An 18134-nucleotide genomic window follows, 5' to 3' on the forward strand; every position below is an offset into this window, starting at 1 on the left:
AACAAGCGGGAGGCGCCAGTGGAACGGCTCGAAGGGGATTACGACTATATCGTCGTCGGCGCCGGCACGGCCGGCTGCATCGTCGCGAACCGCCTCTCGGCCGATCCGCGCACCCGCGTACTGCTGCTGGAAGCCGGCGGGCGGGACAACTGGATCTGGTTTCACATCCCCGTCGGCTATCTCTTCGCCATCGGCAATCCGCGCGCCGACTGGATGTTCAAGACCGATGCCGAGCCGGGCCTGAACGGCCGCGCGCTGAACTATCCCCGCGGCAAGGTCATCGGCGGCTGCTCGGCCATCAATGCCATGATCTCCATGCGCGGCCAGGCGGCGGACTATGACCACTGGCGTCAGCTCGGCCTCTCCGGCTGGGGCTGGTCGGACGTGCTGACGGCCTTCAAATCGCTGGAGGACCATTTCCTCGGCGCCAGCGACATCCACGGGGCCGGCGGCGGCTGGCGCATCGAGCCGCCGCGCATCGAGTGGCCGGTGCTGAACGCGGTGGCCGATGCCGCCACGGAGCTGGGCATCCGCAAGGTGCCGGACTTCAACACCGGCGACAACGAAGGCGTCGGCTATTTCCATGTGAACCAGAAGTTCGGCCGACGCTGGTCCTCCGCGCGCGGCTTCCTCAAGCCCGCCCTCGGCCGTCCGAACCTCCGGCTGGAAACCGAGGTGCTGGCCGATCGCCTCATCATCGAGCACGGCCGCGCCGTGGGCGTACGCTATCGCCAGAACGGGCGCTGGATCGAGGCGCGCACGCGCGGCGAGGTCATCCTCACCGCCGGCTCCATCGGCTCGGTACAGATCCTCCAGCGCTCGGGCGTCGGGCCGGGCGAGTGGCTCGCCGAACGCGGCGTCGAGACGGTGCTGGATCGGCAGGGGGTGGGGCGCAATCTGCAGGATCATCTCCAGCAGCGGGCCATCTACAAGGTCTCCGGCATCCGCACCCTGAACGAGACCTATTATTCCCTGCCACGCCGCGCCCTGATGGGCGTGGACTATGCCCTGCGCCGGCGCGGGCCGCTTACCATGGCGCCCTCGCAGCTCGGCATCTTCACCAGGTCCGATCCCCATCAGGAGCGGGCGAACATCCAGTTCCACGTGCAGCCGCTGTCGCTGGACAAGTTCGGCGAGCCGCTGCACCGCTTCCCGGCCATCACGGTGGCGGCGTGCAACCTGCGCCCCACCTCGCGCGGCATCGTGCGCATCACGGGGGCCGATCCCGAGGCAAAGCCGCAGATCGCGCCGCACTATCTCACCACCGAAGAAGACCGGCAGGTGGCGGCCGACGCCATCCGCGTCACCCGCCGCCTCATGCGCCAGCAGGCCCTCGCGCCCTATCGGCCGGAGGAATATCTGCCCGGCCCGTCCGTGGGCGACGACGATGCGTCCCTCGCCAAGGCGGCGGGCGACATCGGCACCACCATCTTCCATCCCGTGGGCACGGCGAAGATGGGCCGGGTGGATGATCCCATGGCGGTGGTGGACGAGCGCCTGCGCTTCATCGGCCTCGGCGGGCTGCGCGTGATCGACGCCTCCATCATGCCCACCATCACCTCCGGCAACACCAACACGCCCACGGCGATGATCGCGGAGAAGGGCGCGCGGCTGGCGCTGGAGGATGCGCGGGCCGGGGCCTCTTCGGCGGCAGCGTGAGGGCGGGGCGGCAGCGCCGCCCCTACCCCCTGAGCGCCCGGCGCATCACCTTGCCGGAGCCGGTGCGGGGCAGTTCCTCGATGAAGACATAGGCGCGGGGGCGCTTGTATTCGGCGAGGTGCTCCGCGGCCCAGGCTTCGAGCGCCGCCGCATCGGCCTCGCCCCCCGCCTGCAGCACCACGAACGCGGTAACGAGGGAAACGTCGCCCGATAGCGTCTCCGCCACCGCCACTTCCGCCACGTCCGGATGGGCGGCCAACGCCCGCTCCACCTCTTCCGGCGCCACGCGATAGCCGAAGGCGTTCATCTGGTCGTCCGCGCGGCCCTCGTACCAGAGGTAGCCATCCGCATCGAAGCGGGCGAGGTCGCCGGTGAGGAACCACGCGCCGCGCATCGCTGCCGCGGTCTCTTCGGCCAGGCCCCAATAGCCCAGCATCAGGCCGGGATCGGAGCGATGCACGGCGAGCACGCCGGTATCGCCCGCCGGAAGCGGGTGGAGCGCGTCCGGCGCCTCGCCCTCCGGCGGCAGCACGACCACGCGCCGCCCCGCCTGCGGCTTGCCGGGACTGCCCGGCCGGGTCGGCACGAGAGGGCCGGAGGAGACGTAGGTGGAAATCTCGCTCATCCCCAGCGCCTCGTAGAGCGTGCGCCCGGTTGCCTCCACCCATTCACCGTGCAACGCCGCTTTGAGCGCCTCACCGGCGGTGAGGCCGTGGCGCAGGGCAGGAAAACGGTCGGGCGTGATGCGGGCGTATTTCAGGATGCGCCGGTAGAGGCCGGGCACGGCGGCGAACTGGGTGGCGCCGGTCTCCTCCAGCAAATCGGGCCATGCGCCGGGCGGGCGATCGCCCAGATGGACGATGCTGGTCGCCCCCACCGCCCAGGGGTCCATGAGGCCGACGCCGAGCGTATAGGTCCAGTTGAAGGCGCCGGCGTGAAACAGCAGGTCGTCGCCCTTCAGGTCATGCCAGCCGGCGCGCATGGGGATGCGCCCGAGCCCCACCCTCTGGGCGTGGGCGACGCCCTTGGGCCGCCCGCTGGTGCCGGAGGTGAAGACCAGAAAGGAGAGGTCGTCCGCGGCCGTATCGGAGAAATCGATGGCGGAGGCCGCGCCGAGCCGCGACATGCCGGCGGCATCGATGATGGAAACGCCCGCGCGCGGCATGGGCATCACGCCCGAACCGTCGCCCACCACCAGAGCCGCGCCGGAATCGTCAAGGATCATCTCCACCTCATGCGCCGTGAGCATGGTGGAGGTGGGGATGGGCGCGAGCCCGGCGGCGATGGCACCGAAGAACATCAGCGGGAATTGCGAGGTGTTGCCCACCCGCAGCAGCACCCGCGACCCGCGCGGCAAACCGTATCCGGCGAAGCCGCCGGCCACGCGCAGCACGGCCTCCCGCAATTCACCGTAGCTCCAGCGTTCGATGATACGTCCCTTCGGTCCCTCGGCCACCAGCAAGGCCGGCTTGTCCGCCGCCGCGCCCGCCCCGGTGAGGCAGAAGCGGGCGAGGTTGAAGGGATGCGGGGCAGCCTGATTCACGGTCTCGGTCATGGTGCGATCATGGCTGGCGCGCCCCGCCCGCGCCAGCGCGATTGCAGAGGTTCAGCTCGGCCACCAACCGGACGCACGGGACCGGACGTCCGCCGCATCGTTCCATCCGCCCGCCGGAGCAGCACCACCGAGAACGGCACCATGGCTGTCACGGCGGCGAGGAGGTCCTTCACCCTCTCAGAGCTGTCTCACGCCCGCGCCAGCAGAAGCGCCCGGTGGGGCTGCTCCAGCCGGATGCCGCCGACCTCCGCGACACCCCATCGGGCCAGCAGCGCCTCCACTGTGCCGCGATGCTGCTCCGCCGCCGCAGCCCGCGCGGGATCGACCGCAACCGCACGCGCGAGAAAGCCATCCACCCCGGCGACACGACGCACGTCGTCGTAATCGAGCCGACGCACCGCCTGTGCCGCGCCGCTTGCGAGGCAGGCCGAGAGGGCCTTCTGGGCGAGGGCGCGGATGGCGGTTTCGTCCTCCACCGGCCGCAGCGCTTCGAAGTAGCTGCCCTCCGCCAGCGGCTCCACCACCAGCACCGGCCCACGGCTGACCCGGAGCGCCTCGCCGAGCGCCGCGGCCATCAGGCCCGCCGGCACATGATGCAGGCTGTTGAGGAAGATCGCGGCATCGAAACTTCCGTCCGCGAAGGGCAGCGCCTCGGCCCCCGCCTCGGTGAACGTCGCCTCCGGCACCGCCGCACGGGCCGACGCGATGGCCTCCGGCCCGGGATCGATGCCGTGGACGCGGGCGCCCTGCGCCGTCAGAGCCCGCGCCAGCGCGCCATGGCCGCAGCCGATGTCGAGGATGGACCGACCGGCCAGCGGCCCCAGCCAGTCCTCGATCACCGCCAGCGCCGTGCCCTGCGGCCGCCCCGCCGCCTCTGCCTGCTGCCCGCTCATTCCGCTTTCTCCCTGCCGCCTACAGCGCGCCGCGCAGGCGGTGAATGCCGGCTTCGATCTGCTCCTCGGCGAGGGAGGCATAGCCGAGGAGGAGCCAGTCGTTGCTCACATCGGCGCTGCCGTATTCATGTCCGCCGCCGTTCTGGATGGTGTAGAGGCCGACATTGCGGCTCTTCGCCAGCGCCGCCATCTGATGCGCGCGAGGCATGCCGGGCGGCAGCTTCCAGGCGAGATGAGTGCCGGCCTCCGTGCCGCGCAGCTCCACCCGCCCGAAGGCGTCGCGCAGCGCGGAGACTAGCACGTTGCGGCGCTGCTGGTAGCGCAGCCGCACCCGCCGCAGGTGGCGCACGAAGCCGCCGGTGTGGAGGAATTCCGCGAGCGCCGCTTGCTCCAGCCAGACATGGCCGTTGTCGAGCAGCGCCTTCGCCGCCCCCGCTGCCGGGGCGAGGTGATCGGGGAAGATGGCGAAGCCCGTGCGCAGCCCCGCGCCCAGCGATTTGGAGAAGGTGCCGAGATAGATCACGTTTTCCGGGCTCATGGCCTTGAGCGCCGGCAGCAGCATGCCGCCATAGTGGAACTCGCTGTCGTAATCGTCCTCGATCAGATAGGCGCCAGTTCGATCGGCCCAGGCGAGCAAGTGCTGGCGCCGCTCCAGCGAGAGCACGCCGCCCATGGGGTATTGGTGGGAGGGCATCACATAGGCGAGCTGCGCCGCCACTCCCGCCAGGCGCGACGTGTCGATGCCGTGTTCGTCCACGGGCAAAGGGTGGGGGCGCATATTGACGCTTTCGAACAGATAGGCGGCGCCCTGGCTGCACGGATTTTCCACCACCACCGCGTCGCCCTCCCGCGCCAGCACCCGGAGCGCGAGGTTGAGCGCGAGCTGCGCGCCGGCGACGATCACCACCTGCTCGGGGCGCACGTGGATGTCGCGCATCACCGCCACATGGTCGGCGATGGCGGTGCGCAGCGCCATCAGGCCGCAGGGCTCGCCATATTCGGTGAGATTGTGCCCGGCCACGGCGAGGGCGTGCAGCACGAGGCGGCGCCATGTCTTCAGCGGGAAGGCGCGCGGATCGGTGCGCTGGGGCCAGAAATCGATGGGGATGCGGCTGGTGTTGAGGATGGAATGGGGCCGGCCGGTGAAGGCGGCGGGGGCGAGCTTCTCCGGCGAGCGCCGCTCCGCCGGGGCCGGCGCCTCCGCGCGCACCGAGGCGGCCGAGGCGGACGCGCTCACCGCGCTCATGGCGGCTTCCGGCACCACCGCAGCCACATAGGTGCCGACCATGGGGCGGGTGACGAGGTAGCCCTCGTTGATGAGCCGTTCATAGGCGAACGTCACCGAGTTGCGCGAGACGCCCAGTTGCTGGGCGAGATGGCGGGAGGACGGCACCGCCGACTCTGCCTTCAAACGCCCGTCGAGGATCTGCTGACGGATCTGTTCGAAAAGCTGTTCCTGGAGACTCAAAGCGGAGGCGCGGTCGAGGGAGATCAGCACGGCGTCGCATCCCATTGGTCCGGGCAGCGCCCCATGTTGGCACCTGTTGGGGCCAGTGGCGAGAGGGCCAGTCGCTGTCGGCGTTTTGGGGCCACCCCGGCCGCTTGCTTGACTTGACCGAGGGGGGACAACCATTTTCACCGTCGACACGCGTGCTTTAATGAATTGCGGCCGCGCCCGCATCTGAGGCGACACTTATGCCCGACACCGCTTTGCTCCAGGCGGACGAAACCCTGTTTCCCGCGCCCCTCCTCACACTTGCCGCCGACGTGCTGGCGGCCGCGCGGGCGCGAAACATCCGGCTCGCCGCCGCCGAGACGGTCACGTCCGGCCTGGTTGCCGCCTGCCTCACCTCGGTGTCCGGCGCTTCGGAGATCTTCGAGCGGGGCTATGTGCTGTATCACTCCTCCGCCAAGGCCACCGGGCTCGACGTGCCGGCCGCCGTCTCGGCCGCCCATGGGGCGGTGAGCGCCGAGGTCACGCGCGGCCTCGCCCAGGGCCTGCTCGACCATTCCGAGGCCGGCGCCACCGTCGCCATCACCGGCTATGCCGGGCCGGGCGGGGGCAATGCGGTGAACCCCGTGGGCACCATCTTCATCGCAGTCGCCACCCGCGACGGCGGCCTCGCGGAAGAGCGCCACGTCTTCCCTGGCAGCCGGGACAATGTGCGCCTGTGCGCCGTGCAGGCCGCCCTCGCGCTGCTCAAATCCCAGCTCGGCTGACGCCCCGCGCATGAGCGACATTCCGGTCGTCCTCGTCACCGGCTTTCTCGGCGCGGGCAAGACGACCCTGCTCAACGATCTGCTGAAGCGCCCGGCCTTCCGCGACACTGCCGTCGTCATCAACGAGGCGGGGGACGCGGGCATCGATCATGCGCTCATCGAGACCGGCAGCGACGAGGTGATGCTGCTGGAAGGCGGCTGCATCTGCTGCCGCATGAAAGGCTCGCTGAACGCCACGCTCAACGGCCTGCTGCGCCGCCGCGCCATGGACGACTTCGCCTTCCGCCGTGTGGTGGTGGAAACGAGCGGCCTCGCCGATCCCGCGCCGGTGCTCCATGCGCTGATCGCCGATCCGCTGTTCAACCGGCATTTCTCCATCGCCGGCGTGACCACTGTCGTGGACGCCGCAAACTTCGCCACCACCCTCGCCCACCATCCCGAGGGGATGACGCAGGTGGCCCTCGCCGACCGCATCCTCATCAGCAAGGCGGACCTTGCGACCGCGGACCAGCTCGCCGCGGCCGAGCGCGAGGTGGCGATGCTCAATCCGCTGGCGGAATGCCATGTGCTGCCGGCATCGGCGCGCGATGGCACGCTGCTGTGGATCGACCCGCGCGAGACGCCGCGCCCCCTCAGCCGCCGCTTCTCGGCGACCGGCGTCGGCCATGCGGTGACCACCGCCTCCCTCGCCTTTCCCGGACGTCTCACCCAGGACCAGGTCGATGCCTGGCTCGACCGGGTGAGCGACCTGTTCGGCGCCGCCTTGCTGCGCCTCAAGGGCATCCTGCATCTGGAAGAGGTGCCGCAGCCGGTGGTCCTGCATGGGGTGCAGGGACTGGTCTACTCCCCCGGCCTGCTCGCCAACGCGGCGGGCGGCGAGAACCGCATGGTGCTCATCGCCCGCGGCATCGAGGAGCAGGACCTCGCCGACGCGCTGACCCTGCTCGCCGGAATGGCACGCCCGGACTGATACCCGAGGCGCCTGGGACTGGCCCGATCGGCCTCGATCGAAGACCGAGGCCGATGGCATCGCTCACCCGCCGTTGGCCTGGACGCACTGGTTCACGCGCGCCCAAGCCTGCTGGGCGCTCTTGCCAAGATTGACCGTGCCCATATCCTCGGAATCCGGCAGCGAGAACTGGTAGGCGCCGGCGGCCACGATATGGTCGATGGCGACGAATGGCATGATGAACCACATGCGGTTGCCATCGGCGCCGCCCGGCACCGTCCATTCCAGCATGCCGCGCGGCTTGCCGGGGACGTTGATGATGGTGCCCTTGAAGTCGCCCTTGCGGCCCTCGGCCTTGACGCTCATGTAGACGTGGCCATCGGTGCGCCGCGCGATGAGGTCGTCGCGGTTGCCGACTTTTCGGACGGCGCGGCAATTGATGATGCCGGATTTCTCCGTGGTGGCGGTGAAGGTCCAGCCATCGAAGCCCGCTCCATAGGGCTTGACCTGTGCCAGCGCTCCGCCGGTGGTGGCGAGCGTGGCGGCGACGGCGAGCGCGGCGAGAATACCCGTCTTCATGGGCGGCCCTCTTGGGTCGGAGATGAGGGGTGCATGTGGGCGTCGCGCCCTGCCGGCTTGCCCCCCGGTCAAGCTCCAGCAGGGCCATGTGTATGAAACATCGAGTGAATGCAAGCTGAACCAAGCGTGGCCGAAGGCGGGCGCGACGCCGGCGGAACGCGGGCGACCGCGCGGACCGCCGCCACTGGCCCCATGCTCCAGACTGGCCCCATGAGCCCGCCACGAGCCGGCGCTACCGTGGCCCCCTCACCGGCCCTAGCGTTCAGCGACAGATGGAAACGAGCGAGACCGTGATGGCCAGCACTTTTTCGGCGAAGACCTTTTCCGGCACCGTGGGCATCGTCCCCGCCCTCGACATCGAGACGCAGGAGAAGTTCGATGCGGTGGTGAAGGCGACGAGCGGCGTCCCCGGCGTTGCCGGCTACAAGCTCGGCCTCACCAGCGTGCTGCGCCATGGCCTGAAAGAATCCATGCGGCGCGTGCGTGACCTCACCGATCTGCCCATTCTCTACGACCACCAGAAGGCCGGCCCGGACATGCCGGACATGGCGAAGAAGTTCACTGCCCTGTGCGCCGAGGCCGAGGTGGATGGGCTCATCCTCTTCCCCGTCGCCGGCCCGACCGCCGTGGACGGCTTCGTCGGCGAAGCGCTGAAGGCCGGCATCGCACCGGTGGTGGGCGGTGAGATCCCGGTCGCCGATTACGGCGTCTCCGGTGGCGGCTACCTTCTCGACAATGCGCTGGACCTCATCCTGGAGCGCTCGGTCCAGGGCGGCGCCGATCATTTCGTGCTGCCGGCGCACGATGCCGCGAAGGTCACGCGCTGGTCGCGCTGGATCGCGGCGAACGTGAAGAACCCGCTGGTGTTCCTCACCGGCTTCGGCTCGCTGGGCGGCACCATCGAAGGCGCGTTCGCCGCCGCCGAGGCCTGCCCGCGCCGCTTCGCCATCGTCGGCCGCCTCATCACCGATGCGAAGGACCCGGCCGCCGCCGCCACCGCCCTCTATGAGAAGATGCAGGCGCTGGAGGCGACGGCACCATGAACGCCCTGCTGCCGGCCCTCCACCGCGAGCCCTTCGTCGGCGGGCGCTTCGTGCCTGCCATGGGCGGCGGCGTCGAGGCGCTGGTCGATCCCTGGACGGGCACGCCCCTCGCCGAGGTCGCGCTGGCCGGGCCGGTGGAGGTGGAGGCGGCCATCCGCACGGCACGCCGTGCCTTCGATGCCTGCGACTGGCCCCATCTGCCGCCGGTGGACCGCGGCGCGGTGCTCCACCGCATCGCCGCCGGGATCAAGGCCCGGCAGGACCAGTTCGCACAGATCGAGGCGGTGAACGCCGGCAAGCCCATCTCCGGCGCCCTGCGGGAGGTGGAAGGGGCGATCCGCGTCTTCACTTATTATGCCGGCGCCATGGACAAGGTGTTCGGCGACACCATCCCCCTCGGCAAAGATCTCCTCGATTTCACCCTGCGCGAACCTCTCGGGGTGGTGGCGCAGATCGTGCCGTGGAACTTCCCGCTGCTCGGCGCCTCCTGGAAGCTTGCCCCCGCGCTCGCTTCCGGCTGCGCCGCAATCCTCAAGCCCGCGCCGCTCACGCCGCTCAGCGCCCTTTTGCTCGCCGAGGTATGCCGCGAGGCGGGTGTGCCCGACGGCTTCCTCTCCGTGCTGCCCGGCGGCGCGGACGTGGGGCGGCGGCTGGCAGAAGATCCACGCATCGACGGCATTTCCTTCACCGGCTCCACCATTGTTGGGTCGGAAGTGATGCGGCTGGCCTCGGCCTCCATCAAGCGCGTGGCGCTGGAACTGGGCGGCAAGAATGCCGCCCTGATCTTTGCCGATGCGGACATGGAGAAGGCGGCGGCGAGCGCGGTCGGCTCCGGCTTCGGCAATGCCGGCCAGTCCTGCTCCGCCCGCTCGCGCCTTCTGGTGGAGCGCAGCGCGTTGGAGCCCTTCGCCCGTGCCTTCGCTGCCGCGGCGGCCCGGCTGAAAACCGGCATGGCGCTGGACCCCGCGACCAGTCTCGGCCCGCTCATCTCCGCCTCGCACCGGGATGCGGTGGACCGCACGGTGGCGCAGGCGCGCGAGGCGGGCGCGGACCTCGTGACCGGCGGGGTGATGCCCGAGGGCGACGGCTTCTTCTATCCCGCCACCATCCTCTCCGGCGTCGGGCCGGACAATCCGGCCTTCAGCCGGGAGATCTTCGGCCCGGTCTGCTCCCTCACGCCGTTCGACAGCGAGGCCGAGGCCATCGCGCTGGCCAATGACAGCGAGTATGGTCTCAATGGCTCGGTCTGGTGCCGCGACATCGGCCGCGCGCTCCGGGTGGCGCGGGCCATGCGCACCGGCATGGTGGCGGTAAACGGCCTGCCCAGCGCCTCGAAGACCAGCGTGTTCGCGCCGTTCGGCGGCTACAAGCGCTCCGGCATCGGCCGCGAGCTTGGCCTTCAGGCGCTCGATTTCTATTGCGAGATCAAGAACGTGACGGTGGACCTCACGTAACGGGACAAGCAAGGAGCCACCACTGGCCGTCTGGACCCATCGTTGTGTCGGCGGCTGGCTCTCAAGGCTCAACAAATGGCGTTGCTAACTTTTTGAACAGAGCGAAAGGCAAGGCGCGTATGGCCATCGCAATCGTCGGCGGAACCATGATCGACGGCACGGGGGCGGACCCGGTGCCGAACGCGGTCGTGGTGATCGAGGAAGGGCGCATCGTCGCCGCCGGTCCCGAGAGCCGGGTGAGCGTGCCGGCAGGCGCCCAGAAGCTCGACGCGGCGGGGCGCACCGTGCTGCCCGGCTTCATCGATACCCATGTCCACGGCACCTACCGCGCCCGCGACATGCGCCAGCATCTGCTCAACACGCCCACCTACAACGTGCTGAAGTCCATCGAGGTGTTCCGCGAGACCATCGCCTGCGGTATCACCACCGCCCGCGACATGGGCGGCGCCGACGCCGGCTTCCGACAGGCCATCGAGGAAGGCATCATCGACGGGCCGCGCCTGTTCATCTCGCTGGGCATGGTCTCGCAGACCGGCGGCCATGGCGACTACTGGCTCCCCGCCGGCATGCGCATCCAGAAGCGCGCCTGGCTGCCCCACACGGTGGCGGACGGGGTGGAGGAGATCCGCCGCCTGGTGCGCGAGCTGCTCATGCGTGGCGCCGACTTCATCAAGATCTGCGCCACCGGCGGCATCACCTCGGTGACCGACAGCTGGGACGAGCCGCAATTCACCATCGAGGAAATCTCCACCGCCGTCTCCGAGGCCGCCGCCAAGGGCAAGCGCGTGGCCGTCCACGCCGAGGGCCTCGCCGGCATCAAGAACGCGGTGAAGGCCGGCATCCACTCGCTGGAACACGGCTGGTTCATGGACGAGGAGAGCGTGGACCGTATGATCGCGGGCGGCATCTGGTGGGTGCCGACGCTGGCGCTGGTGCCGCTCTCCATCGAGCATCGCCGCAAAAACACCGCCTGGGCCAGCCACCAATTGGGCCAGGAGGACGTGAAGGACGCGCAGATCTATTCCCTCATGCAGACGCAGATCCCCCTCTGGAAGGAGGCGGTGAAGCGCGGCGTGAAGGTGGCCATGGGCACCGACCAGTCGCACCGCCTGCTGGTGGGCGAGAACATGGCCGAACTGGCCTTCATGGTGGACTGGCTCGGCATGTCGCCCATGGAGGTGATCGTGGCCTCCACCACCAAGGCAGCGGAATGCATCGAGCAGCCGAACCTCGGTGCGCTCCGGGCCGGCTGCATGGCCGACGTGCTGGTGCTGGACGGCGATCCGCTCGCCGACATCCGCATCTTGGAGCAGCGCGACCGCCTGCACCTGGTGATGAAGGGCGGAAAGGCCTTCACCAACCGCCTGGACGGCTGAGCGCTGTCGATAAATGATTTTGTCAATTGATATAGTAGAGAACAGCTGCTAGGCAGCATCACAGAGCCGGGCGGGGAACGCCCCAGGAGCCGCGTAATGAAGTTGAACCGCTTTATGATCCGGCCTCTCGTGGAGCTGGGCCTGCGCGAGGAGTTAAGCTCCGGCGATACAACCGGAGGCTTTCTCGTCGGCGACGATCCGGTGCAGACGGCCAATATCTACGCTAAGGCGAACGGGATCGTCTGCGGCATGCTGTTCGCTGACGAGACCATCCGCTCCATCGAGCCCGATGCGCGCATCGAATGGCTGGTGGAGGACGGCGCCGCGGTAGAGCCCGGCACCGTGCTGATGCGGGTGCAGGCCCGCGCCTCCACCTTCTTCGTCATCGAGCGCTCGGCCCTCGACTGGCTCCAGCAGATGAGCGGCATCGCCACCAAGACGCGCCGCTACGCCGAGCTGGTGAAGCACACCGGCGTGCGCATCACCGACACCCGCAAGGGCTGGCCGGGCCTGCGCATGGTGCAGAAATATGCCGTGCGCGTGGGCGGCGCCCACAACCACATCTTCAACCTCGCCAACTGCGTGCTGGTGAAGGACAATCACATCAAGATCGCCGGCTCCATCACCGAGGCGGTGAAGATCCTGCGTGCGAGCGCGCAGCACACCTTCAAGTTCGAGGTGGAGTGCGAGAGCCTGGAGATGGTGCAGGAGGCGCTGGACGCCGGCGTCGAGATCATCATGTTCGACAACATGGACCTCGACGAGATGCGCGAGGGCCTGAAGCTGACCAAGGGCCGTGCCATGACCGAGGCGTCCGGCGGCATCAACGAGACCACCATCGTACCCATCGCGGAGCTGGGGGTGGACGTGATCTCCATCGGCGACCTCACCCACACGGTAAAGGCCCTCGACATCAGCCTCGATGTGCGGGACATCAAGCCGAGCGCTCAGCGGACCATCGACCGCCTCAAGCAGCTCTCGAACTGAGCACAGGCGGACGATGCGCGGGGACTTGCAAGGGGATTTGCCCTTTCGTCTGAGGCCGGGAACGGAGACCTTCGTCTTCGACCTCGACGATACCTTGTACCCGCGCTCCGCCGGCCTGCACGGCCAGATGCTCGCCCGCGTCTGGCTGTTCATCCAGCAGCTCACCGGTTCCACGCCGGAAGAGGCGGCGGCGCTGCACGCGCATTACTATGAAACCTACGGCACGTCGCTCGTCGGCCTCCAGCGCCACCATGCGGTGAAGCCGCAGGATTTCCTCGCCTTCGTCCACGAGATCGACCTCTCGGTGCTGGACGAAAGCAGCGAATTGCGCGCGGCGCTCGCCTCCCTGCCCGGCCGCCGCCTCGTATTCACCAACGGCTCGCGCGCCCATGCCGAGCGGGTGCTGGAGCGGCTCGGCATCGCCGACCTGTTCGAGGGCGTGTGCGACATCGCCGCCTGCGATTACGTGGGCAAGCCCGAACGCGCCGCCTATGACACCATGCTCGCCCGCCACGGCGTCGCGCCCGAGCGGGCCATCATGTTCGACGACCGCGCGGTGAACCTCGCCGTGCCCCACGCGCTCGGCATGCAGACAGTGCTGATCGGCGACCACGGCCTCCCCGAGACACCGGACGCCGCGCACGTGCATTTCCATTCCCTGGCGCTCGCGCCCGTGCTCGCCCAGATCGAGCCGCGCACGCCCCTGAGACCAACGCCAAAGGCCGCACAAAGCCTCCATAAGGGCCCGCAAAATAAGGGCTCATCAACGACCGACCTTCCTCAGGAGCCATGATGATGCACGCCCGTCTCACGCGCCTACTCATCGCCGCCACCGCCATCTCGCTCGCCGCCGCGCCTGCCCTCGCGGCGGATGTGAAGCTCGGCATCGTGCAGTCCACCTCGGGTGGCTCGGCCGCGCTCTACGGCACCATGCAGAAGAACGGCGCGGAGCTGGCCGCCGCCGAGATCAACGCCTCCGGCAAGCTCGGCGACCTCAAGCTGGTGCCCGTCCACCAGGACGACGCCGGCGATCGCGGCCAGACCGTCAACATCTTCCAGCGGCTCATCAATCAGGACAAGGTGACGGTCATCTTCGGGCCGACCCTGACCACCTCGGCCTTCGCCGCCGACCCCATCGCCAACGCCGCCAAGGTGCCGGTGATCGCCTCGTCCAACACCGCGCCCGGCGTGCCGGCCATCGGCGAATACATCTTCCGCACCAGCGCCCCCGAGGCGGCGGTGTTCCCCGGCGTGCTCGCCTATGCGGTCAAGCGCTACCAGCCCAAGACGGCGGCGCAGATCTACGGCATCGACGACGTGCTGATGAAGGCCGCCTACGGCGTGCACAAGGCGGCCCTCGACAAGGCCGGCATCAAGGTGGTGGCCACCGAGACCTTCCAGAAGGGCGACGTGGACTATTCCGCCCAGCTCACCAAGATCAAGGCGGCGAACCCCGACATCATCGTGGTCGGCGGCCTCGCGGAAGAAACCGCCAACATCGTGCGGCAGGCGCGGCAGCTCGGCATTCCGCAGTCCACCGTCTTCCTCGGCGCCAACGCGGCCATCTCCACCAAGCTCAACGACCTCGCCGGCCCCGCCGCGCAGGGCTTCCTCGTGGGCTCGGGCTGGTTCATCGACTTCGACACGCCCGCCAACAAGGCGTTCGTCGAGGCCTACAAGGCCAAGTACGGCAACGCCCCCGACACCTTCGCCGCGCAGGCCCATGCCGCCGTCACCATCTTCGCCGATGCAGTGAAGCGCGCGGGCGGCGTGTCCGATCCGGCGAAGCTGCGCGCCGCCATCGCCGACACCAAGGACCTTGAGACCGTGCTCGGCCCCTTCTCCTTCGACAAGGACCGCGAGCCGGTGCTGGTCGCCAAGGTGCTGGAGCTGAAGGACGGCAAGTTCCAGCTCGCCCAGTGATCCTCCACTGGCTCCGGTCTTGGCCGGAGCCAGATGGATTGGCGCGCCGTGCCGCGCGGATATCTGCCGCTGCACGATGCATAGACCGGTTCCGGCACAAGCCTGAACCGGGCGCCGCGCGGGCCAGACAAAAGCCCATGAGCCAAACTCACGGGCCTCTGGCATGATCCGCGGGCACGTCCGGGGGATCAGTGCATGACCACGTTTTTGCAGCAGGTCGTGAACGGGCTTTCGCTCGGCTCGATCTATGCCGTCTTCGCCATCGGCTGCACGCTGATTTTCGGCGTGCTGAACATCGTGAATCTGGCGCAGGGCGCCTTCTTCATGGTGGGCGCCTATCTGGGGCTGGAAATCGCCCTCCTCGGCCTGCCGTTGCCGCTGGCGCTCGTCGTGGCGCTGGTGGGCGGCGGCGTGCTCGGCATGGCGTCCGAGCTTCTGGTGTTCCGCGTGCTCCGGCTGCGCGGCGGGCACAAATGGATGGGCCTCGTCGCCAGCCTTGCGCTGGCCCGCCTGCTGGTGGGCATCGCGCAGGAGGTGTTCGGTACCGCCGTGCACGGCTATCCGCCTAATCCCTTCACGGCCATCGTGTGGGAGATCGGCGGCGTCCGCGTGCAACTGCTTCAGGTCATCGTGGTGATCACGGCGGTGATCCTGATGGGCATCCTCGGCTTCACCCTGCAGAAGACCTCGGTAGGCCGCGCCATCCGCACGGTCGCCTTCTCCGAGGACGTCGCACGCATCGTCGGCGTGGAGGTGGGGCGCACCATCCTCATCACCTTCTTCATCGCCGGGGCGCTCGCTGGCGCGGCCGGCGTGCTGCTGGGCCTCCTCTTCAACGTGGTCTCCCCCTTCATGGGCGAGCACATGCTGGTGAAGGGCCTCACCGTGATGATCCTCGGCGGCCTCGGCAACATTCCCGGCGCAGTGGCCGGCGGCTTCCTGCTGGGGTTGGTCGAGGTGTTCTCCGTCGCCTATGTCTCCTCCGCCTTCCGCGATGCCATCGGCTTCGGGCTCATCTTCCTGATCCTCCTGGTGAAGCCCACGGGCCTGTTCTCCGGCTTCGAGGAGCGCCGCGCATGATGGCTGCCCTCGATGCCTTTCTCGCCAGCTACGGCAACCTCGTAAACTTGTGCCTGCTCAACACCCTGCTCGCCTACGGGGTGTGGCTGGCGCTGGCGGCCAACATGTTCACCTTGGGCACCGGCGGCTTCATGGCGGTGGGCGCCTATTGCAGCGTCTATCTCACCATGCAGCTCGGCGCGCCCTTCGCCGTGGCGGTGGTGGCGGGCGGGCTCTTGGCGGCGGCGGTCGCGCTCATCATCGGCGCGCCGGTGCTGCGGCTACGGGGCGACTATTTCATGCTCGCCACCTTCGCCTTCACCGAGGTGGTGCGGGTGATCGCGCTGAACTGGGATGCCGTCACCGGCGGCGCCATCGGCATCTACGGCATCCCGCGCTACACCGAGACATGGCAGCTGGTGCTGCTGGTTCTCATCGCGCTCTACTTCGTCTTCGCCTTGCGCCGCTCCTATTTCGGCCGCTCCATTCTCGCCATCCGGCAGGATGACGTGATGAGCGAGGCGATGGGCCTCAACGTGTTCGGCCAGCGCCTTTCGTTGTTCGTCGCCTCCGGCTTCGTCAGCGGCGGCGTGGGCGGCCTTGCGGCACATCTCAACTTCTTCGTCGGTCCCTCGGACTTCGGCCTGCTCAGGAGCGTGGATGCGCTCGCCTACCCCATCCTCGGCGGCGTGAACGCGCTTCTGGGGCCGCTGGTGGGCGCCATCTTCACCACGCTGCTGCCGGAGCTGCTGCGCTTCTCCAGCCAGTGGCGCGAGATCCTGATGGGCCTGCTCATTCTCGCGGTGGTGCTGTTCCTGCCCGGCGGGGCCATGTCGCTGCTGCGCTGGCGGCCGCGCAAGGCAGCGGCCCGCCGGCCCTCCACCCAGGGAGCCGAATGATGGCGGCGGCGCAGCTCGAACTCTGGCAGGTGGCCAAGCGCTTCCAGGGCGTGGTGGCGGTGGACAGCGTGTCGCTGACCGCCACCGCCGGACAGGTGACGGCCCTCATCGGCCCGAATGGCTCCGGCAAGACCACCACCATGAACATGATCACCGGCCTCTATCCCACGGACGCCGGCCATATCCGCCTCGACGGCGTGGACATCGCCCGCCTCGCCCCGCACAAGGTGGCGGCGCTGGGGGTGGCCCGCACCTTCCAGAACATCCGCCTGCTGGCGAGCGAGACGACCCTCGCCAATGTGCTCCTGGGCGCCCACCGCCACCAGTCGGCGAGCCTCCTCGACGTGCTCTTCGGACTGCCGGCGGTGAAGAGCAGCGAGACGCGCGAAAAGGCGCGCTGCGAGGCGCTGCTCGATCTTGTGGGCATCGCCCCTCTCAGGGACGTGGCCGTGGGCGGCCTCTCCTACGGCGACCGGCGGCGCGTGGAGATCGCCCGCGCCCTCGCCACGAAGCCACGCCTCCTGCTGCTGGACGAGCCGGCGGCGGGCATGAACTTCGCGGAGAAGCGGGCGCTCGCCGACCTCGTGCTCGCCATACGGGACATGGGCATCACCGTGCTCCTCATCGAGCACGACATCGAGTTCGTGGCTCGGGTGAGCGACCATATCGTGGTGCTCAATTTCGGCCGCGAGATCGCCGCCGGCACGCCGGAGGAGGTGCGCCGCATGCCGAGCGTGATCGAGGCCTATCTGGGGACCGAGGATGCTTGATCTCGTCAAGGTCACCTCCGGCTACGGGTCCGTCGCGGCCGTCGAGGACATCGACATCACCGTCCCCGCCGGCGCCTGCGTCTGCCTCATCGGCGCCAACGGCGCGGGCAAGACGACGACGCTGCTCACCATCTGCGGCCTCGTGCGCGCCTTCTCCGGCACCGTGCGCATCGAGGGGCGGGACATGACCGCTCGCCCCGCCGACAAGATCGTCCGCGCCGGCGTCTCTCTGGTGCCGGAGGGGCGGCGGGTGGTGGCCTCCATGTCGGTGGAGGACAATCTCAAGGTCGGCGCCTATGTGCGCGGCGGCGACCCCGCCATCGCCGACGACATGGATCTCATCTACACCCGCTTTCCCCGCCTCAAGGAGCGGCGCTTCCAGTATGCCGGCTCCCTCTCCGGCGGCGAGCAGCAGATGCTGGCCATGGGCCGGGCGTTGATGGCGCGGCCGAAGCTGCTGTTGCTGGACGAGCCCTCCATGGGCCTCGCGCCCCATGTGGTGAACGACATCTTCGCCACCATCGCCGACATCAACGCCAAGGGCACCACCGTGCTCCTCGTGGAGCAGAACGCCCGCAAGGCACTTTCCGTCGCCAGCTACGGCTATGTGATGGAGCACGGCCGCATCCTGTTCGCCGACACCGCCGACGCGCTGGCCCGTGACCCGCGCGTGATCGCCGCCTATCTCGGGATGCGTGCGGCGGAGACGGCTCAGGCCTGATCGCAGCCTTCGCTCAGGCGCCGCGCAGGCTTTCTTCGTTGCCTTCG

Annotated in this window: 17 protein-coding genes; 13 read left to right on the forward strand and 4 right to left on the reverse strand. The window is 69.0% G+C overall.

Annotated features, from left to right (window positions below):
* Positions 1 to 18: 18 nt before the first annotated feature.
* Positions 19 to 1659 carry a GMC family oxidoreductase gene (locus V5F74_RS08390; protein ID WP_029555623.1) on the forward strand — a complete coding sequence of 547 codons (1641 nt, stop codon included), beginning with the start codon at positions 19 to 21 and terminating at the stop codon, positions 1657 to 1659.
* Positions 1660 to 1681: 22 nt separating this feature from the next.
* On the opposite strand, the gene V5F74_RS08395 is transcribed toward V5F74_RS08390, so the two are convergent.
* The 3 genes from V5F74_RS08395 to pdxR all read right to left on the reverse strand — a co-directional run bounded on the left by V5F74_RS08395 (position 1682) and on the right by pdxR (position 5605).
* Positions 1682 to 3214 (reverse strand): class I adenylate-forming enzyme family protein, encoded by a 1533-nt coding sequence (locus V5F74_RS08395; RefSeq protein ID WP_394007334.1) that lies wholly within the window; start codon positions 3212 to 3214, stop codon positions 1682 to 1684.
* Between the two features lie 188 nt (positions 3215 to 3402).
* Positions 3403 to 4107, reverse strand: a complete 705-nt coding sequence (locus V5F74_RS08400) for a class I SAM-dependent methyltransferase (RefSeq protein WP_038192635.1) — start codon at positions 4105 to 4107, stop codon at positions 3403 to 3405.
* A gap of 19 nt (positions 4108 to 4126) precedes the next feature.
* Positions 4127 to 5605 carry a MocR-like pyridoxine biosynthesis transcription factor PdxR gene (pdxR, locus tag V5F74_RS08405; protein WP_197022930.1) on the reverse strand — a complete coding sequence of 493 codons (1479 nt, stop codon included), beginning with the start codon at positions 5603 to 5605 and terminating at the stop codon, positions 4127 to 4129.
* A 197-nt stretch (positions 5606 to 5802) separates the two neighbouring features.
* On the opposite strand from pdxR, the gene V5F74_RS08410 reads away from it, so the two are divergent.
* Together V5F74_RS08410 and V5F74_RS08415 are read left to right on the forward strand one after the other, a co-directional pair.
* Positions 5803 to 6327, forward strand: a complete 525-nt coding sequence (locus tag V5F74_RS08410) for a CinA family protein (RefSeq protein WP_081837459.1) — start codon at positions 5803 to 5805, stop codon at positions 6325 to 6327.
* A 10-nt stretch (positions 6328 to 6337) separates the two neighbouring features.
* Complete coding sequence (locus V5F74_RS08415; RefSeq protein WP_051678798.1) at positions 6338 to 7297, forward strand: CobW family GTP-binding protein; 960 nt, start codon at positions 6338 to 6340, stop codon at positions 7295 to 7297.
* Between the two features lie 63 nt (positions 7298 to 7360).
* Here V5F74_RS08415 and V5F74_RS08420 read toward each other — a convergent pair whose 3' ends face one another.
* Entirely contained in the window at positions 7361 to 7855 is a 495-nt protein-coding gene (locus tag V5F74_RS08420; protein ID WP_029555629.1) for a hypothetical protein, read from the reverse strand.
* A gap of 293 nt (positions 7856 to 8148) precedes the next feature.
* Here V5F74_RS08420 and V5F74_RS08425 point away from each other — a divergent pair, with 293 nt between their 5' ends.
* The 10 genes from V5F74_RS08425 (at position 8149) to V5F74_RS08470 (ending at position 18087) form a co-directional block, all read left to right on the forward strand.
* Positions 8149 to 8898, forward strand: a complete 750-nt coding sequence (locus V5F74_RS08425; RefSeq protein ID WP_051678799.1) for an orotidine 5'-phosphate decarboxylase / HUMPS family protein — start codon at positions 8149 to 8151, stop codon at positions 8896 to 8898.
* The gene (locus V5F74_RS08430; protein WP_394007338.1) at positions 8895 to 10352 is read left to right on the forward strand and encodes an aldehyde dehydrogenase family protein; all 1458 of its coding nucleotides are present in this window, start codon (positions 8895 to 8897) and stop codon (positions 10350 to 10352) included. Before V5F74_RS08425 ends, V5F74_RS08430 begins: the two co-directional genes overlap by 4 nt.
* Before the next feature lie 119 nt (positions 10353 to 10471).
* Positions 10472 to 11728: an amidohydrolase family protein gene (locus tag V5F74_RS08435; protein WP_024280732.1), complete on the forward strand. Its 1257-nt coding sequence runs from the start codon at positions 10472 to 10474 to the stop codon at positions 11726 to 11728.
* A 114-nt stretch (positions 11729 to 11842) separates the two neighbouring features.
* Positions 11843 to 12715, forward strand: coding sequence for a carboxylating nicotinate-nucleotide diphosphorylase (nadC, locus tag V5F74_RS08440; RefSeq protein ID WP_197022931.1), 873 nt, complete (start codon positions 11843 to 11845; stop codon positions 12713 to 12715).
* A gap of 37 nt (positions 12716 to 12752) precedes the next feature.
* On the forward strand, positions 12753 to 13508 hold the full coding sequence (locus V5F74_RS08445) for a pyrimidine 5'-nucleotidase (RefSeq protein WP_394007340.1): 756 nt from the start codon (positions 12753 to 12755) through the stop codon (positions 13506 to 13508).
* Positions 13509 to 13510: 2 nt separating this feature from the next.
* Positions 13511 to 14638, forward strand: a complete 1128-nt coding sequence (locus V5F74_RS08450; RefSeq protein ID WP_250167267.1) for an ABC transporter substrate-binding protein — start codon at positions 13511 to 13513, stop codon at positions 14636 to 14638.
* A 195-nt stretch (positions 14639 to 14833) separates the two neighbouring features.
* Positions 14834 to 15718 (forward strand): branched-chain amino acid ABC transporter permease, encoded by an 885-nt coding sequence (locus V5F74_RS08455; protein WP_374250096.1) that lies wholly within the window; start codon positions 14834 to 14836, stop codon positions 15716 to 15718.
* Positions 15715 to 16596: a branched-chain amino acid ABC transporter permease gene (locus tag V5F74_RS08460; protein ID WP_394007342.1), complete on the forward strand. Its 882-nt coding sequence runs from the start codon at positions 15715 to 15717 to the stop codon at positions 16594 to 16596. Before V5F74_RS08455 ends, V5F74_RS08460 begins: the two co-directional genes overlap by 4 nt.
* On the forward strand, positions 16596 to 17366 hold the full coding sequence (locus tag V5F74_RS08465; RefSeq protein ID WP_394007344.1) for an ABC transporter ATP-binding protein: 771 nt from the start codon (positions 16596 to 16598) through the stop codon (positions 17364 to 17366). Before V5F74_RS08460 ends, V5F74_RS08465 begins: the two co-directional genes overlap by 1 nt.
* On the forward strand, positions 17359 to 18087 hold the full coding sequence (locus V5F74_RS08470; RefSeq protein WP_394007345.1) for an ABC transporter ATP-binding protein: 729 nt from the start codon (positions 17359 to 17361) through the stop codon (positions 18085 to 18087). The genes V5F74_RS08465 and V5F74_RS08470 overlap by 8 nt, the downstream gene beginning before the upstream one ends.
* Positions 18088 to 18134 lie beyond the last annotated feature (47 nt).

Origin of the sequence: Xanthobacter aminoxidans (genome assembly GCF_043193615.1) — a bacterium.
GTDB classification, from domain to species: domain Bacteria; phylum Pseudomonadota; class Alphaproteobacteria; order Rhizobiales; family Xanthobacteraceae; genus Xanthobacter; species Xanthobacter aminoxidans.

Bases quoted from the DNA above. Each gene is read 5' to 3' on its own strand.
- V5F74_RS08415 (WP_051678798.1), top strand. From the start codon at position 6,338: ATGAGCGACATTCCGGTCGTCCTCGTCACCGGCTTTCTCGGCGCGGGC.
- V5F74_RS08455 (WP_374250096.1), top strand. From the start codon at position 14,834: ATGACCACGTTTTTGCAGCAGGTCGTGAACGGGCTTTCGCTCGGCTCG.
- V5F74_RS08425 (WP_051678799.1), top strand. From the start codon at position 8,149: ATGGCCAGCACTTTTTCGGCGAAGACCTTTTCCGGCACCGTGGGCATC.
- V5F74_RS08410 (WP_081837459.1), top strand. From the start codon at position 5,803: ATGCCCGACACCGCTTTGCTCCAGGCGGACGAAACCCTGTTTCCCGCG.
- V5F74_RS08435 (WP_024280732.1), top strand. From the start codon at position 10,472: ATGGCCATCGCAATCGTCGGCGGAACCATGATCGACGGCACGGGGGCG.
- V5F74_RS08400 (WP_038192635.1), bottom strand. From the start codon at position 4,107: ATGAGCGGGCAGCAGGCAGAGGCGGCGGGGCGGCCGCAGGGCACGGCG.
- V5F74_RS08395 (WP_394007334.1), bottom strand. From the start codon at position 3,214: ATGACCGAGACCGTGAATCAGGCTGCCCCGCATCCCTTCAACCTCGCC.
- V5F74_RS08420 (WP_029555629.1), bottom strand. From the start codon at position 7,855: ATGAAGACGGGTATTCTCGCCGCGCTCGCCGTCGCCGCCACGCTCGCC.
- V5F74_RS08460 (WP_394007342.1), top strand. From the start codon at position 15,715: ATGATGGCTGCCCTCGATGCCTTTCTCGCCAGCTACGGCAACCTCGTA.
- V5F74_RS08430 (WP_394007338.1), top strand. From the start codon at position 8,895: ATGAACGCCCTGCTGCCGGCCCTCCACCGCGAGCCCTTCGTCGGCGGG.
- nadC (WP_197022931.1), top strand. From the start codon at position 11,843: ATGATCCGGCCTCTCGTGGAGCTGGGCCTGCGCGAGGAGTTAAGCTCC.
- V5F74_RS08465 (WP_394007344.1), top strand. From the start codon at position 16,596: ATGGCGGCGGCGCAGCTCGAACTCTGGCAGGTGGCCAAGCGCTTCCAG.
- V5F74_RS08450 (WP_250167267.1), top strand. From the start codon at position 13,511: ATGCACGCCCGTCTCACGCGCCTACTCATCGCCGCCACCGCCATCTCG.
- V5F74_RS08470 (WP_394007345.1), top strand. From the start codon at position 17,359: ATGCTTGATCTCGTCAAGGTCACCTCCGGCTACGGGTCCGTCGCGGCC.